The 16,946-nt window shown below is 60.6% G+C and carries 12 protein-coding genes; 9 read left to right on the forward strand and 3 right to left on the reverse strand.

What is annotated here, in order from left to right; genetic code table 11:
* Window positions 1-1,380, reverse strand: a complete 1,380-nt coding sequence (locus RYC18_RS07930; RefSeq protein WP_005782439.1) for a NorM family multidrug efflux MATE transporter — start codon at window positions 1,378-1,380, stop codon at window positions 1-3.
* A gap of 155 nt (window positions 1,381-1,535) precedes the next feature.
* On the opposite strand from RYC18_RS07930, the gene RYC18_RS07935 reads away from it, so the two are divergent.
* From RYC18_RS07935 to RYC18_RS07955, 5 genes are all read left to right on the forward strand, one after another.
* Window positions 1,536-2,456 carry a LysR substrate-binding domain-containing protein gene (locus tag RYC18_RS07935; protein ID WP_002551384.1) on the forward strand — a complete coding sequence of 307 codons (921 nt, stop codon included), beginning with the start codon at window positions 1,536-1,538 and terminating at the stop codon, window positions 2,454-2,456.
* Between the two features lie 184 nt (window positions 2,457-2,640).
* Window positions 2,641-4,617, forward strand: coding sequence for a methyl-accepting chemotaxis protein (locus RYC18_RS07940; RefSeq protein ID WP_010193774.1), 1,977 nt, complete (start codon window positions 2,641-2,643; stop codon window positions 4,615-4,617).
* A 924-nt stretch (window positions 4,618-5,541) separates the two neighbouring features.
* Complete coding sequence (locus RYC18_RS07945) at window positions 5,542-7,194, forward strand: Na/Pi cotransporter family protein (protein WP_057453311.1); 1,653 nt, start codon at window positions 5,542-5,544, stop codon at window positions 7,192-7,194.
* Window positions 7,195-7,251: 57 nt separating this feature from the next.
* Window positions 7,252-8,628 (forward strand): pitrilysin family protein, encoded by a 1,377-nt coding sequence (locus tag RYC18_RS07950; protein WP_316884992.1) that lies wholly within the window; start codon window positions 7,252-7,254, stop codon window positions 8,626-8,628.
* Between the two features lie 96 nt (window positions 8,629-8,724).
* The gene (locus RYC18_RS07955; protein WP_004660044.1) at window positions 8,725-9,918 is read left to right on the forward strand and encodes a DUF5924 family protein; all 1,194 of its coding nucleotides are present in this window, start codon (window positions 8,725-8,727) and stop codon (window positions 9,916-9,918) included.
* Window positions 9,919-9,922: 4 nt separating this feature from the next.
* Here the strand turns inward: RYC18_RS07955 and RYC18_RS07960 are convergent, their stop codons facing one another.
* Both RYC18_RS07960 and argH read right to left on the reverse strand, forming a co-directional pair.
* Window positions 9,923-11,164, reverse strand: a complete 1,242-nt coding sequence (locus RYC18_RS07960; RefSeq protein WP_316884997.1) for a nucleoside recognition domain-containing protein — start codon at window positions 11,162-11,164, stop codon at window positions 9,923-9,925.
* Window positions 11,165-11,622: 458 nt separating this feature from the next.
* Window positions 11,623-13,017, reverse strand: a complete 1,395-nt coding sequence (argH, locus tag RYC18_RS07965; RefSeq protein ID WP_016980491.1) for an argininosuccinate lyase — start codon at window positions 13,015-13,017, stop codon at window positions 11,623-11,625.
* A gap of 133 nt (window positions 13,018-13,150) precedes the next feature.
* Between argH and RYC18_RS07970 the strand changes: the two genes are divergently transcribed.
* The 4 genes from RYC18_RS07970 (at window position 13,151) to RYC18_RS07985 (ending at window position 16,920) form a co-directional block, all read left to right on the forward strand.
* The gene (locus RYC18_RS07970; protein WP_002551375.1) at window positions 13,151-14,233 is read left to right on the forward strand and encodes a sensor histidine kinase; all 1,083 of its coding nucleotides are present in this window, start codon (window positions 13,151-13,153) and stop codon (window positions 14,231-14,233) included.
* The gene (locus tag RYC18_RS07975; RefSeq protein WP_002551374.1) at window positions 14,230-14,976 is read left to right on the forward strand and encodes a LytR/AlgR family response regulator transcription factor; all 747 of its coding nucleotides are present in this window, start codon (window positions 14,230-14,232) and stop codon (window positions 14,974-14,976) included. Before RYC18_RS07970 ends, RYC18_RS07975 begins: the two co-directional genes overlap by 4 nt.
* Window positions 14,977-15,208: 232 nt before the next feature.
* A complete protein-coding gene (gene hemC / locus RYC18_RS07980; protein WP_002551373.1) occupies window positions 15,209-16,150 on the forward strand; it encodes a hydroxymethylbilane synthase in 942 nt (313 codons plus the stop codon).
* A complete protein-coding gene (locus tag RYC18_RS07985; RefSeq protein WP_002551372.1) occupies window positions 16,147-16,920 on the forward strand; it encodes a uroporphyrinogen-III synthase in 774 nt (257 codons plus the stop codon). The genes hemC and RYC18_RS07985 overlap by 4 nt, the downstream gene beginning before the upstream one ends.
* Window positions 16,921-16,946: the final 26 nt, after the last annotated feature.

The raw sequence follows: 16,946 nt of genomic DNA on the forward strand, positions 1-16,946 counted from the left end.
TCAGGCCGGCACCGCCAACCCGGCTGCCTCCCGACGCAACAGGCGAGCCGTCTTCCATTCAAACGCATAGGTCAGCGCCACGGCCGAGCAGAACAGACCCAGCGCCAGCCCCCACCAGACGCCTGAAGCACCGGCATCGGTAGAAAAGCCGAGCAACCAGGCGGCAGGCGCGGCAATCAGCCAGTAACAGCCCAGACCGATCAGGAACGTGGTGCGCGCATCCTTGAGCCCGCGAATCGCCCCCATCGCAATCGTCTGAGTACCGTCGAAGAACTCGAACAGGGCCGCAATGGCCAGCAGTTTTGCGGCCAGCACGACAATCTCGGCAAAGGCCGGGTCATTGATATCCAGAAACAGGCCGATGACCACATTAGGCGCCAGCCAGAACAGCAGCCCGAACATCAGCATCACGCAGCCGCCAAAACCGATGCCCAGACGGCCCGCCATGCGCACCATCAACAGGTTGCCCGCGCCATAATGCTGGCCGATACGCATGGTTACCGCATAGGACATTCCCACCGGAACCATGAACGCCATGGACACTGTCTGCAGGGCGATCTGGTGCGCGGCCATTTGCGTACTGCCCATTGCCCCCATGCAGAACGCTGCGAAGGTAAACAGGCCGACTTCCACCGCATAGGTCCCGCCAATCGGCAGGCCGAGACGCCAGAGTTCTTTCAGATGGCTGCGCGACAACTTCGAAAGCCCCTTGCTGATCGGGTACGCCGCGTAGGCCGGATGGCGCTTGATGTGCAGTGCCAGCGCCAGGGCCATGCAGTTGGTCACGATCGCGGTCACCAGCCCGATGCCCATCAGCCCCAGATTCGGCAGCCCGAGCCATTGATGAATCATCGCGTAATTGAGCACGAAGTTTGCGCCCGCACCGGCCAGACTGATGGTCATCACCGGCCCCGCACGCCCGAGTGCACTGGTGAAGCCGCGCAGTGCCATGAAGCTGAGCAAGCCCGGCAGGGCAAAGGGCAGGGTGATCAGAAACTGGGCAGCCATATGCACGTTGGCTTCGGCCTGGCCGAACTGCAACAGGATGGGCTCGAGGTTCCACAGCAGCAGCGCAGCAACCAGCGCCATGCCCCACGCCAGCCACAGACCGGCCTGGGTCAGGCGCGTCGCACCTTCGGTATCACCTGCACCATGGCGAATCGCGACCAGCGTGCCGACCGCAGCCATCACGCCCACGCAAAAGAACGAAACAAAGCTGTACGTGGCCGCACCCAGGCCACCGCCTGCCAGCGCCTCCGGACCGATCTTGCCCATCATCACCGTGTCGGTGAACACCATCAGCATGTGCGCCATCTGCGATGCAATCAGCGGCCCGGCAAGGCGCAGGATGATCCAGAGTTCTTTAAGTGCGGGCTGCATGTGGGCGGTGCTCTACGGCGGAGTTCGGATGAGCGCCTATTCTGGGCGGTTGCACGCGCAAGCACAAAACGATAAACCTGATGCGCTGCATGAGTAAAACTCATCTGAAGCGATTTGCAGTAAAGTAGCCACTCATCGCCAGCAGGAAGCGCCATATGCCTCGCAGTCTCCCCCCTCTTTATGCACTAAGGGCATTTGAAGCTGCGGCGCGGCATACGTCGTTCACGCGGGCGGCCGAGGAGCTTTCGATCACTCAAAGTGCAGTAAGCCGTCACATCCGCACGCTGGAAGAGCACTTTGCCTGTCGTTTGTTTCAGCGCAACGGGCGCAACTTGCAACTGACTGAATCAGCGCGTGCGCTGTTGCCCGGCGTGCGTGATGGGTTTCTGGCGCTTGAGCGAGCCTGCAGCACCTTGCAGACCGACGAAGGCATTCTGCGCATGAAAGCGCCATCGACGCTGACCATGCGCTGGTTGCTGGCGCGGCTCAGTCGCTTCCGTCATCTGCAAGTAGGCAACGAGGTGCAGCTGACCAGCGCCTGGATGGATATCGATGCCGTGGACTTTACTCTGGAGCCTTTCGACTGCGCGATTTTACTCAGTCACGGGCATTTCCCCTCGGACTGGGAAGCCACTTTGCTGTTCCCGGAGCTGTTGATTCCGGTGGGGGCACCTACGTTGTTGAAGGACCCGCCATGGGACGTGAAGCGGCTGGCCAAGGCCGAGTTGCTGCATCCCACCCCTGACCGGCGTGACTGGCGCACCTGGCTGAACCGCATGGGGCTGGCCGATCAGGTGTCGCTCAAAGGCGGGCAGGTGTTCGATACGCTTGAGCTGGGAATGATTGCAGCGGCACGCGGTTACGGCGTATCGATGGGCGACTTACTTATGGTCGCCGAGGACGTGGCGCAGGCCCGTCTGAGCCTGCCGTGGCGCACCGCGGTATTCAGCGGAGAAAATTATTATCTGGTCTGGCCGCGCACAAGGCCCGGCGCAGAGCGTTTGCGTCGCCTCAGCGATTTTCTGCAGACGGAAGTCAACGCTATGGAGTTGCCGTTAGTTGAAGTACTGCATTAAAAATTAGTTTAGTATTGAACTGCCATCATTGGTTAATGTCGCGACCGTTACTCAAGTAACGACTCTGGTGGCCGAAGCACTGCTTAACGACTGCATGTTCAGGCAGCTTAAAACACTCATTAATTTGTTCGCTGAATGGTAAGCCACGGATCAGGCAACTCCAATCATTCGGCATGGAGTCTCTATGTCCAAGCCCCGTACCCGAATTGCCTCGCAACTCGGTATTGCTCTGGCCGTGATCCTGGCTGTGGTTATCAGCGGCAGCACCCTGTTCGCGTTAAGGTCTCTGGACGCGTCCAACCTGGTCATTCGCGAAGAGCACATGTCGAGCGAAGCCAGATTACTCGCCGACCAGTTGAGCACGTTCCACAGCACACTGCGTGATAGCACTCAGCGCCTCAGTGGTCTGTTCGAAAAGCGCTTTGCCGGTGGCCTGAGCCTGCAACCCGACAAACCGGTCACGGTAGCGGGCACCTCCACGCCAGGCCTGTTTATGCGTGATACCGCACTGAACAACGACTTCGCCGAGGTTGATGAATTCCGCTCGATGACCGCGGGCGTGGCGACGATTTTCGTGCGCAGCGGCGACGACTTCGTCCGTATCAGCACCTCTCTGAGCAAACAGGATGGCACGCGCGCCATCGGTACCGTGCTGGATCGCAAGGGCGCAGCCTACGAGCGTTTAATCGCCGGTCAGAGCTATGTGGGCAAAGCGGTATTGTTTGATCGCTATTACATGACTCAGTACAGCCCGGTTCGCGACAGCAGCGGCAAGATCATTGCGGCGCTGTTTGTGGGCTTCGATTACACCGACGCACAGAAAACCCAGTTCGATAACCTCAAGAGCTTCCGCATTGGCTCTACCGGCTCGCTGGCACTGCTGGACGAGAAAGGCACCTGGCTGGTTCCGCCGGCGGGCGTCAAATCTCTGGACGGTGCAGCGAAGTCCGTTGCCGACCTGGCCAGCAAACCCGGCAAGGCGCAGTTCTGGAACGACGGTGATGACGACTACTACAGCGTTGGCCAGCCGTTTGCCGGTGGCCCCTGGACCGTCATCGCCAGCATGCCGCGTGACGAAATCAGTGAAGTGACCTGGAACGTCGGCACCCAGCTGGCCATCGGCAGTGTGCTGGCCATGCTGATCGCAGTGATCAGCGCGATCTGGCTGCTGCGCAGCAAGCTGCGTCCACTGTCCGAACTGGTACGCCAGGCCGATGCATTGGGTGCGGGCGACCTGAGCGTACGCCTCAATGTGACCAGCAACGACGAGATCGGGCAACTGTCGGGCAGCTTCAACAAGATGAGCGAAGCGCTGTCATCAATGGTGTCGCATATCCGCACTGCGGCGCAGGAAGTCAGCACGCGCGCCCACGCGTTGTCCGGCCTGTCCGGCGGCGCGTTCGAGGGCATGGAGCAACAGTCCGGCGAGATCACCAGCATGGCCGGTGCCGTCGAGGAGTTCAGCGCCACGTCGATGAACATCGCTGACAACATGAGCAATACCGAACGTCTGGCACAGGAAAATGCGCAGCAAACGCGCATTGGCCGTACCTCGATGGACGAGGCGTCTTCATCGCTGCAACAGATCGCAACCTCGCTGAACAGCACGGCAACGGTCATCGACACACTGGGCCAGCGCTCGCAGGAAATCGGCAGCATTGTCGGGGTAATTACCTCGATTGCCGACCAGACCAACCTGCTGGCGCTCAACGCCGCCATCGAGGCCGCACGTGCCGGTGAACAAGGCCGTGGCTTTGCCGTGGTGGCTGATGAAGTGCGCAGCCTGGCCTCGCGTACCCGTGAAGCGACGGACGAAATCTCCGGCATGATCGCCAGTATTCAGCAGGAAACCGGCAACGCCATCAGCACCATGCAACAGGGCAATACGCTGATGCAGGAAGGCCTGGCGCTTAACGCCAAAGTGGCCTCGGCACTGGCCCAGATCGACGAACAAAGCCGCTCGGCCGGTCACCAGTTCGCCGCCATCACCACCGCCACCCAGGAACAAAGCAGCACCGCCACCATGCTCAGCAGCAACCTGCAAAGCATCGCCATGGCCAACAGCGAACAGCGCCAGGTGATGTCCAACCTGGCGGTCACCGCTCAGGAGCTGAATGGGTTGGCGACAGAACTGCGTAACGAGGTTGACCGGTTCCGTTGATGGCTGCTGGAAGCCTCACGACTATCGTGCCGATGCTCCGCGTCGGAGAGCGATAAGTGCTCTCAAGAACACCATCGTACCCATGCTCCGCGTGGGTATGCCGTTCTGGACGCTCCGCGTCCGGTCTTGCGTTTGCGGTGCGGCGCAGACTTGTGACGCAGAGCGTCACGAACGGCATTCCCACGCTGGAGCGTGCGGAACGATAATCCCAACTGTCGTGCCGAAGTTCTTCAGCCATCGTGCGACGCTCCGCGTCGCATGCCGTTCTGGACGCTCCGCGTCCGGTCTTGCGTTTGTGGTGCGGCGCAGACTTGTGACGCAGAGCGTCACGAACGGCATTCCCACGCTGGAGCGTGCGGAACGATAATCTCAACTGTCGTGCCGAAGTTCTTCAGCCATCGTGCGACGCTCCGCGTCGCATGCCGTTCTGGACGCTCCGCGTCCGGTCTTGCGTTTGCGGTGCGGCGCAGACTTGTGACGCAGAGCGTCACGAACGGCATTCCCACGCTGGAGCGTGCGGAACGATAATCCCAACTGTCGTGCCGAAGCTCTTCAGCCATCGTGCGACGCTCCGCGTCGCATGCCGTTCTGGACGCTCCGCGTCCGGTCTTGAGTTTGTGGTGCGGCGCAGACTTGTGACGCAGAGCGTCACCCAAGGCATTCCCACGCTGGAGCGTGCGGAACGATAATCTCAACTGTCGTGCCGAAGCTCTTCAGCCATCGTGCGACGCTCCGCGTCCGGTCTTGCATCTGCGGTGCGGATTTATGACACTTTTATTTCAATGAATCCCACCCTGTGCGATGCTGGCGCCAAGGCTAATAGCCGACTAAAAGCTTAGTAGAGCGTTACACCCTTTCCCCGCTCGCTACATGCACATCTTTCAATTCATCGCCTGAACGGGCAAACCTCAGGGGGCTTTCAGCATGCTGACCCTGCTCGATTTGCTATCTGCCGTCGCCCTGCTGATCTGGGGCACGCATATCGTGCGCACTGGCATCCTTCGTGTTTACGGTGCACAACTTCGTCGCTTACTCAGCCAGAACATGTCCAAGCGACCACTGGCGTTCATCGCCGGCATTCTGGTGACAGCCATGGTGCAGAGCAGCAATGCCACTGCCATGCTGGTGACCTCATTTGTCGGCCAGGGGCTGATGACGCTGACACCGGCGCTGGTGATCATGCTCGGCGCCGATGTCGGCACGGCATTGATGTCCCGCGTGCTGACGTTCGATCTGTCGTGGCTGTCGCCGTTGCTGATTTTCCTTGGCGTGGTGTTCTTTCTGTCGCGCAAGCAGACCCGTGCCGGTCAGTTGGGGCGGGTCGGCATCGGTCTGGGCCTGATCGTGCTGGCGCTGCAATTGATCGTCGCAGCGGCTGCACCGATCACCCAGGCGGCCGGGGTCAAGGTGCTGTTTGCCTCGTTGACCGGCGACCTTCTGCTGGATGCGCTGGTCGGTGCCATGTTTGCGCTGATCTCCTATTCCAGCCTCGCGGCAGTTCTGCTGACGGCCACATTGGCAGGCACCGAAGTCATTGGCTTGCCGGTGGCGATCGGCCTGGTGATCGGGGCCAACATCGGCAGCGGCCTGCTGGCGTTTCTCAGCACCAGCATGCAGAACGTCGCTGGCCGGCAAGTCGCCTTGGGCAGTCTGCTGTACAAACTGTTCGGCCTGTTGCTGATCATTCCGGTGCTCGACCCGCTGGTTGCCTGGATCGACACGCTGGGCTTTCGTCCGCAGGAGTTGGTGATTGGCTTTCACCTGATCTACAACACGTTGCGCTGCCTGATCATGCTGCCTACCGTTGGCCCAATGGCGCGGTTGTGCGCGGCCTTGCTGCCGCAGCAGAACGAGGTCGGTGGCCTTGCCAAACCTCGCCATCTGGACCTGACCGCACTGTCGACGCCCAGCCTGGCACTGGCCAACGCAGTGCGAGAAACCCTGCGCATGGGCGATTTGATCGAGAGCATGCTGGGCTCGATGCTGGCGGTGCTGCGCGGCACGCAGACGGCGGTCACTCAGGAAGTGCGCCGCCTCAACGATGACGTGGAAGCGCTCTACAGCGCGATCAAGCTATACCTGGCGCAGATGCCGCGTGAGGACCTCGGCGAGCACGATAACCGGCGCTGGGCCGAGATCATCGAGCTGACCATCAATCTGGAACTGGCCAGTGGCCTGATCGAACGCATGCTGCGCAAGATCCAGCAGCAGAAGACCTCGCACCGCCGCTCATTCTCGGAAGTCGGCCTGGAAGAACTCGCCGATCTGCATATCCAGTTGCAGTCGAACCTGCGTCTGGGGCTCTCGGTGTTCCTCAGCGGTGACGAGGAAAGCGCGCGTCAATTACTGCGTGAAAAACGCCGTTTTCGAGCCCAGGAACGCCGTCTGGCGCATGCTCACGTCAGCCGCCTGCGGCAGAAGGTTGTGCAGAGTATCGAGACCAGTTCGCTGCACCTGGAACTGATTGCCGACATGAAACGCCTGAACTCACTGTTTTGCAGCAGCGCTTATGTGGTACTGGAAACGGCCGACACCGGGGCCTTGTCGAGCGAGAGCGAGCCCGAACGATCACTATGAACGTAAGGGCCGAGGTGAAGTCTGTTAAACATACCGGCCCGCCAGGAAAGCTGTTTTATGCGTTGCCTGCTGTTCGCTTGTCTGCTCCTCGGTTCACTCCCTTCGTTTGCCCTTGACCGCCTTCAGGTCGAGGGCTATCTGCTGCCCAATGGTTTGCAAGTCCTTCTCAAGCCCGGCTCCGAAAAGGGTCACGTCGCTATCCGCCTGGTGGTGGGTATCGGCTTCGATGACTTCCCGTGCCAGGACAAGGAACTGCCGCATCTGCTGGAACACTTGCTGTTCAGCGGCGTGGATGACAGCGGTGAAGGGGGGCTGGAGGAGCGCATGCAGGCACTGGGCGGCGAGTGGAACGCCTTCACCAGCAACGCCGACACAACCTTCGTGATCGAAGCGCCCGCGCGAAACCAGCGCAAGGTGCTCGACCTGCTGCTGGAGATCATGACCAGAACCGAGCTCAGCCAGGCACGACTGGACGGCGTCAAACGAGTCGTAGAACGAGAAGACGGCGGGCACTTTTCACACTTGCAGCGCCTGCTTGACCGGCGTGACTCGGGGCGCAGCGCCAGCAGTCAACTGGCGGTGGAGCTGGGCCTCAAATGCGCCGAGCGTCCTGAAGTGGATGGTATCAAGCTGGGCCATATCGAAGACGTCTTCGCCAACTGGTACGCGCCCAATAACATGACGCTGATCATGGTTGGCGATCTGGACAAGCTGTTGCCGGCCTATCTGGAGCGCACTTACGGCAAACTGGCACCCACCGACCCCATCGATCACCCGCCGCTGGCGCAAAGCACGGGTTCAGCCGAGCCGCGACGCGAGCTTGAGCGCGGCGGGCTGGGCGAGAGTGCCAAGCTGCACCTGATCTACCCCGAGCCACAACTTGACGACCAGCACGACGAAACCTGGGAGCTGGTCAAAGCCTATCTTGACTGGACGCTCTACACTGAGCTGCGTCTGAAACACAGCTTGTCGTACGGTCCTTCTGCCGAGCGGGAAGTGTTCGGCGATGTCGGGTTTTTGAGCCTGAATGCCGATGTCGAACGTGACGATGCCGATGAAGCCGAGCGGGACATCCGCAATATGGTCGAGCGCCTGCAAAAAGAAGGTATGCAGCCCGCTACATTTGCGCGGTTGCAACAGCTCGCCATCGACCGGCAATCGTGGGCCACACAGGGCAATAGTGCGCTGGCCGACTATTATTGGAGCGCGCTAAATGATTACGAAAACGGGCGCTTTGAGGACCCGGCCAAACGCATCAAGGCGGTGAAACTGGAGACAGCCAGTCAGGCCATGCGCCAGCTGCTCGCCCAGCCGGGCTACATGCGAATTGAAAAGCCTCTGTTCAGTTATGACGGCCTGTATTGGCTGATTGGCGGGGTGCTGGGCCTGATAGCCTTGTTGGCCGTGTGGCGCTGGCGTGTACGCAATAAATAGAATTCTGACGCCGAACTGCATTGGTGGTGTTGGCTGCGCGCCGCGCTTGTTACGCTGCGCGGTTTTTTGTATGAACAGAACCGAGTGAACCCCCGAATGTTTGACGTGAACCGCTATGTGACGCCCGTGCTCAACTTGATGCAGCGCTATCCGGGGCTCATTGCGGCGTTTGGTTTCGTTTCAGGTATCGCCAGTTTTATCCTGGTCGACCGCCAGGCAGGGCTGGCCACCTGGATCGCCGTGGTGATGCTGATCAGTTGGCTGTGGCTGATGGTCGAAAACACCATGGTCGGGCTGCTTAACAAGGCGCTGGGCCGCGAGATTCCGCAGGGTTTGCTGCGCTACGGCACGCAGATGATCCATCAGGAAAGCCTGTTTTTCGTGTTGCCGTTCTTTTTCATCACCACCACCTGGAACAGTGGTCAGGCGGTATTCACTGCGGTGCTTGGCGCCGCCGGGCTGATCTCGATCATCGACCCTCTCTACTACAAGTGGCTGGCGCCCAGACGCTGGCTGTTCATGACGTTGCACACTCTGACACTGTTCGCGGCACTGCTGACCGCGCTGCCGATCATCCTGCACCTGACCACCGCCGAGAGTTACAAACTGGCGCTGGGCGTGGCGATGGTGCTGTCGGCACCCAGCCTGATGTCGAACTTCCCGCTCAACACCTGGCGCAGCGCACTGGCCGTGATCAGCATCATCCTGGCCATCGGCGCGGCGGGCTGGTTGCTGCGCTCCTGGGTGCCGCCTGCGACGCTCTGGTTGACCGAAGTGGCGGTCAGCCCGGACTTCGATAACAAGAACCGCACACCAGGCGACAGTATTTCGCTGATCAGCGCCAAACAGCTGCGCAACGGCGGTCTGTATGCGTATACCGCTATCAATGCGCCGCGCGGTCTGGACGAGCGTATCTACCATGTGTGGTGGCATGAAGGCGAAGAGATGGACCGGATCGCGCTGGACATTCACGGCGGACGCAAGGAAGGCTATCGCGCCTGGACACGCAAACAGAACTTCCCGGAGGACGTGACAGGGCGCTGGCAGGTGAGGGTGCTGACCGAGGACGGCCAGATGATCGGCGTGCTGCGCTTTGTCGTCACTGACAATGACCAGCCAGCAGTCAAGCGACCTACCGGGCGGATAATCAAGCTCAAGCCGGGCGGCGACTCGGCCGAAGAGACTACGCCTGAGTCCGCACCGGCTGATGGGCCGAAGCAGGAGAAGCAGGAGGCTGCGCCTGCCGAAGCAGCCCCCGCGGAGTCTGCGCCTCAGGCTCCGGCGCAGTAATGTTTCAGGTCGCGGTAGCGCCGAAGAACCAGTAGCAGACGAAGATCGCGGCCACGACACCGGAAAACTCGGCCAGCAGTGCGCAACCCACTGCATGGCGAGCGCGCTGAATGCCCACGGCGCCGAAGTACACCGCGAGCACGTAGAACGTGGTTTCGGTGCTGCCCTGAATCGTTGCGGCGGCCAATGCCGCGAAGCTGTCGACGCCTTGGGTCTGCATGGTTTCGATCAACAGGGCACGGGCGGCACTTCCGGAGAAGGGTTTGACCATCGCGGTCGGCAACGCATCGACGAAGCGTGTATCCAGCCCTAGCCACTGCACCACATGCCGAATGCCTTCCAGGCCAAAGTCCAGCGCGCCGGATGCGCGCAGTACGCCCACTGCACAGAGCATGGCGACCAGATAAGGCAGCAGGCTCTTGGCGACGTCGAAGCCTTCCTTCGCACCTTCGACAAAGGCCTCATAGACCAGCACCTTACGCAGCGAGCCGATGATCAGAAACATCATGATCAGGCCGAACAGCGTGAGGTTGCCCAGAATGGACGACAGTCCCGCCAGCGCAGCTGCCGACAGTGTGCCGAGAAAGGCCATGAAAGTACCCAGCAGCAGGGCGCCGGGGATCAGGTAAGCGAGCACCACCGGGTCCCAAAGCCGCAGGCGCTGCATGAACGCCACCGACAACAGGCCGACGATGGTCGAGACGCTGGTGGCCAGCAGAATCGGCAGAAATACCAGGGTAGGGTCGGGAGCACCCTGCTGGGCGCGGTACATGAAGATCGTTACCGGCAGCAGTGTCAGCGAGGAAGCGTTGAGCACCAGAAACAGGATCTGCGCGTTACTGGCGGCGGTCTTGCTCGGGTTGAGTTCCTGTAGCGAGCGCATGGCTTTCAGGCCAATCGGCGTGGCGGCGTTGTCGAGGCCCAGCGCGTTGGCGGCGAAGTTAAGGGTGATCAGCCCCAGTGCCGGGTGGCCGGGCGGCACTTCCGGCATCAGGCGCAGAAACAGCGGGCCGAGAACCTTGGCCAGCCAGTCGACGATGCCCGCCTTTTCGGCGATGCGCAAAAAGCCCAGCCACAGCGTCAGTGTGCCGAACAGCAGCACCATCACCTCGACCGACAGCTTGGCCATCGCGAAGATACTTTCGACCATCGCCGCAAAAATGCCGGCGTTGCCTCCCACCAGCCACTGCACCAGCGCGGAAATCGTCGCCACGACAAAAAAACCAAGCCACAGGCCATTGAGCATCGGATAAGTCCCTCACAAGATGCGGCGATGATAGCGGCGAGGTGCGCTGGAGGGAAATCGGCGGAAGCCGTACGGCGCAATCAAGAGCGGACGCAGAGCGTCCAGAACGGCATGCGACGCGGAGCGTCGCACGATAGTAGGGGTCATCGTTCCTCACGCTCCAGCGTGGGAATGCCGTGGGTGACACTCTGCGTCACAAATCTGCGCTGCGCCGCACACTCAAGAGCGGAGGCAGAGCGCTCAGAACGGCATGCGACGCGGAGCGTCGCACGATAGTAGGGGTCATCGTTCCTCACGCTCCAGCGTGGGAATGCCGTGGGTGACGCTCTGCGTCACAAATCTGAGAGGCGCCGCATACTCAAGATCGGGCGCGGATCGTCCAGAACGGCATGCGACGCGGAGCGTCGCACGATAGTTGAGTTGTGGTTCCCCAGGCTCCAGGAATGCCTTGGTTGTATTCAGCGCCCGGCCAGCAGTTCCTGACCGCGGACCACGGCGGCGCGGACCTGTTCGGGTGCGGTGCCGCCGATGTGGTTACGGGCGTTGACCGAGCCTTCCAGGGTCAGCACGGCAAACACGTCCTGCTCAATCTGATTGCTGAACTGACGCAGTTCTTCCAGGCTCATTTCTGCCAGGTCCTTGCCGGTTTCCACACCATATTTCACGGCATGGCCGACGATTTCGTGGCAGTCACGGAACGGCAGACCACGACGGACCAGATAGTCGGCCAGATCGGTCGCGGTCGAGAACCCGCGCAGCGCCGCTTCACGCATGATGGCGTGCTTGGGTTTGATTGCCGGGATCATGTCGGCGAACGCACGCAACGAGTCACGCAGGGTGTCGGCGGCATCGAACAGTGGTTCCTTGTCTTCCTGATTGTCCTTGTTGTAGGCCAGAGGCTGGCCTTTCATCAGGGTCAGCAGGCCCATCAGGGCACCGAACACACGGCCGCTCTTGCCACGTACCAGTTCAGGCACATCAGGGTTTTTCTTCTGCGGCATGATCGAGCTGCCGGTACAGAAGCGATCCGGCAGATCAATGAACTGGAACTGCGCACTGGTCCAGAGCACCAGCTCTTCGGAGAAGCGCGACAAGTGCATCATCGCGATGGACGCGGCCGAGCAGAATTCGATAGCGAAGTCGCGATCCGATACGCCGTCCAGCGAATTACCGCCCACGACATCGAAGCCCAGCAGTTTGCAGGTCAGTTCGCGGTCGATCGGGTAGGTGGTGCCTGCCAGCGCAGCGCTGCCCAGAGGCATGCGGTTGAGACGCTTGCGGCAGTCGACCAGACGCTCGTAGTCGCGGCTGAGCATTTCGAACCAGGCCAGCATATGATGACCGAATGTAACGGGCTGGGCGGTCTGCAAATGGGTGAAACCGGGCATGATGGTTTCAGCTTCGCGCTCGGCCTGGCCCAGCAGGCCTTGCTGCAGACGCGTGATTTCGCTGAGGATCAGGTCGATTTCGTCGCGCAGCCACAGACGGATATCGGTGGCGACCTGATCGTTGCGGCTGCGACCGGTGTGCAGCTTCTTGCCGGTGATACCAATGCGATCGGTCAGGCGTGCTTCAATGTTCATGTGCACGTCTTCCAGATCGACGCGCCACTCGAAATTGCCGGCCTCGATCTCGGCCTGGATGGTGTTCAGGCCGTCAACGATGGTATCACGCTCGGCGTCGGTCAGAACGCCCACCTTGGCCAGCATCGTGGCGTGGGCGATGGAGCCCATGATGTCGTGGCGATACAGACGTTGATCGAAGGTGACGGAGGCAGTGAAACGCGCGACAAACGCGTCGACGGGTTCACTGAAGCGGCCGCCCCAGGACTGATTGGTCTTGTCGGTGCTCATGGATTCGCTCGTTGCTAACAGAAAGTGGCGTGCCCGTTACCTGGCACAAGGGCGATTGCGATGATAACAGGGTTGATGCATTTTTATCCCCGCACAGCTTGCCGCTGACGAGGCCAGGGCAGAGACTGGAGGCATGCGAATCGAACCTGTGAAACACGAAGCCCGGCCTGTGCCCGGCAAAGACTTTTTCCTCCCCGAACTGTGCCTGCCGCAGGCATTGCTGGTGCTTGTCGTTCTGGCGGAGCTGCTGGTGCTGGTTCTGGTGCTGGTAGAACCGATGCGTACCGGCTTCGACTGGGTACGTCTGGCGCTGATGTCACTGTTCGTGCAATGGATCGTGCTGCTGTCCGCAGCGCTGCTGTGTGGTTTGCGGCCCTGGTTGGCGCGCCTGACACCGGGGCTGGCAGGCATGCTCAGTTGCCTGCTGGTGGTCGGCCTGACGTTGCTGTGCACAGCCGTCACCGATGTCTGTCAGCTCACCGGACGGATCTCGATCGGCGGGATGGTCGAGCGCTACCTGCGCTACTCGACAATTGCGTTGATCATGTCCGCACTGATGCTGCGCTATTTCTATTTGCAGAGTCAGTGGCGCAAGCAGCAACAAGGCGAGCTGCGCGCGAGGATCGAATCGCTGCAGGCGCGAATCCGTCCGCACTTTCTGTTCAATACCCTCAACAGCATTGCCAGCCTGGTTGCCAGCAACCCGGTCAAGGCAGAGCAGGCGGTACTCGACCTTTCAGACCTGTTTCGCGCCAGTCTGGCCAAGCCCGGCAGCCTGGTAACGTGGGGCGAAGAGCTGGCATTGGCAAAACGATATTTATCGATTGAGCAATATCGTCTTGGCGAGCGTCTACAGTTGGACTGGAGGGTGAGTGCAATTCCCGATGACTTGCCGATTCCCCAGCTAACCTTGCAGCCATTACTTGAAAACGCTTTGATTTATGGCATTGCTCCGCGAGTCGAGGGGGGCGTTGTAACGGTCGAAGCGAACTATGAAGGGGGAGAGTTCATATTGAGCGTCAGTAATCCCTATGAAGAAGTTGCCAATCGGCAGACTTCCAACGGTACTCAGCAGGCTCTGACGAATATAGGCGCACGTATTGCGGCACTTTTTGGCCCGCACGCCAGTCTGAGCGTGGAGCGCCGTGACGGTCGTCACTACACCTGTCTACGCTATCCTTGTGCGAGACTCACGCAGGAAGCCAGAGCTATATGAATGTCCTGATCGTTGATGACGAACCCCTGGCCCGCGAGCGATTGAGCCGCATGGTCAATGAAATTGAGGGTTATCGAGTACTGGAACCCAGCGCCTCCAATGGTGAAGAAGCCTTGGCGCTGATTGAAACTCACAAACCGGACGTGGTGCTGCTCGATATCCGCATGCCGGGTCTCGATGGCCTGCAGGTTGCAGCGCGACTGTGCGAGCGGGAAGCGCCGCCTGCGGTGGTGTTTTGCACTGCCCACGATGAATTCGCCCTGGAAGCTTTCCAGGTCAGTGCAGTGGGCTATCTGGTCAAGCCTGTGCGTTCCGAGCACCTCGTCGAAGCATTGAGGAAAGCCGAGCGGCCAAACCGCGTGCAACTGGCGGCGTTGACCCGTCCGGCTGCCGAAAGCGGATCGGGCCCACGCAGCCATATCAGCGCGCGGACTCGCAAGGGTATCGAACTGATTCCACTCGATCAGGTGATCTACTTCATCGCCGATCATAAATACGTGACCTTGCGTCATGAGGGTGGCGAAGTGCTGCTGGACGAGCCGCTCAAGGCGCTGGAAGACGAATTCGGCGACCGTTTCGTGCGTATTCACCGCAATGCACTGGTGGCCCGCGAGCGAATAGAACGGTTGCAGCGCACGCCGCTGGGGCATTTCCAGCTGTTTCTCAGAGGGCTTAATGGCGATGCGTTGATCGTCAGTCGCCGCCATGTAGCCGGTGTACGCAAGATGATGCAGCAGCTCTAGCGCCTCGCCGCTCTGAAGCCTCTGGGCCCAGACCGAGTCATGGAACGGGAGAGAATTCCGGCTCCATGTGCTTTTCGGCTGGCCTACGCGCAGCCTTTCCCATGCGCCCCTCAGCCACTGCCGATTGATTGATCGGCTCAGTGTCTGACGCAAGTTTCAATCAGCGCCGAAGCCGCCCTGACCGGGATTGAGCTGTTATTATCCGTCGCATTCACTCAGTACGGATTGTTCAATGTCCTCTCGCGAAATCCGCATCGCCACGCGCAAAAGTGCGCTGGCACTCTGGCAGGCAGAATACGTAAAGGCCCGTCTCGAACAGGCTCATCCCGGCCTGCTCGTGACGCTGGTGCCCATGGTCAGTCGTGGTGACAAGCTGCTCGACTCCCCACTGTCGAAAATCGGCGGCAAAGGTCTGTTCGTCAAGGAGCTGGAAACAGCGCTTCTGGAAGACAACGCCGATATCGCCGTGCATTCGATGAAAGACGTGCCGATGGACTTTCCACAAGGCCTGGGCCTGTTCTGCATCTGCGAGCGCGAAGACCCACGCGATGCGTTCGTGTCCAACACCTTTGCCAGCCTGGACGAACTGCCAGCTGGCAGCATCGTCGGCACCTCCAGCCTGCGCCGTCAGGCGCAATTGCTGGCACGCCGCCCCGATCTGCAGATCCGCTTCCTGCGTGGCAACGTCAATACGCGCCTGGCCAAGCTCGATGCCGGCGAGTACGACGCCATCATTCTTGCCGCTGCGGGCCTGATCCGCCTGGGCTTTGAAAATCGTATCACCTCGGCAATCAGCGTCGACGACAGCCTGCCTGCGGGCGGGCAGGGCGCGGTGGGTATCGAATGCCGCAGCGTCGATGCCGAAATTCATGCCTTGCTTGCACCTCTGCATCACGAAGACACCGCCGTGCGCGTGATTGCCGAACGCTCGCTGAACAAACACCTCAACGGTGGCTGCCAGGTGCCTATCGCCTGTTACGCCGTGTTGGAAGGCGATGACGTCTGGTTGCGCGGACTGGTGGGCGACCCGGCCGGGAGTGTATTGCTGCACGCCGAAGCCCGCGCGCCACAGACATCCGCCCAGGCGCTGGGTGTGCAGGTGGCCGAAGCACTGCTGGCGCAGGGTGCCGCCGACATTCTGAAAGCGGTGTATGGCGAGGCCAACAACGAATGAGCACCTGGCGCCTGTTGCTGACCCGCCCGGCCGAAGAATCGGCAGCGCTGGCAAAAGTGCTGGCCGAGGCCGGTATCTTCAGCAGCAGCCTGCCTTTGCTCGAGACCGAGCCATTGCCCTTGACGCCTGCACAGCGTTCGATCATTTTCGAGCTGCTCAATTATTGTGCAGTGATCGTGGTCAGCAAACCTGCGGCGCGGCTGGCCATCGAGCTGATCGACGAAGTGTGGCCACAGCCACCCATGCAACCCTGGTTCAGTGTGGGTTCAGCAACCGGGCAGATACTGCTTGATTACGGGCTCGATGCGAGCTGGCCGGAGCAGGGCGATGACAGCGAAGCCTTGCTCGAGTTGCCGCGCTTGAAACAGGCGATTGCCGTACCGGGAAGCCGTGTGCTGATCATGCGCGGCGACGAAGGACGCGAACTGTTGGCCGAGCAATTGCGCGCGTTGGGGGTGGGAGTTGACTACCTGCCGTTGTATCGTCGCTACCTGCCGCAGCATGCCCCCGACGCCGTGCCGCAACGTGTTGCGGTGGAACGCTTGAACGGGCTGGTGGTCAGCAGTGGGCAGGGTTTTGAACATTTGCTTCAGCTGGCGGGTGATTCTTGGCCAGACCTGGCCGATTTGCCACTGTTCGTACCAAGCCCCCGGGTGGCCAGCATTGCGCAGGCAGCTGGAGCCCGGACCGTTATTGATTGTCGTGGCGCCAGCGCCACGGCATTGCTGGCAGCGTTGCGGGATCAACCTCAGCCTGCCGTCAAGGCGTAATGATCGACACTTGTCGTTTACGCTAT

Origin of the sequence: Pseudomonas syringae group sp. 247E2, assembly GCF_032587795.1 — a bacterium.
GTDB lineage: Bacteria > Pseudomonadota > Gammaproteobacteria > Pseudomonadales > Pseudomonadaceae > Aquipseudomonas > Aquipseudomonas amygdali.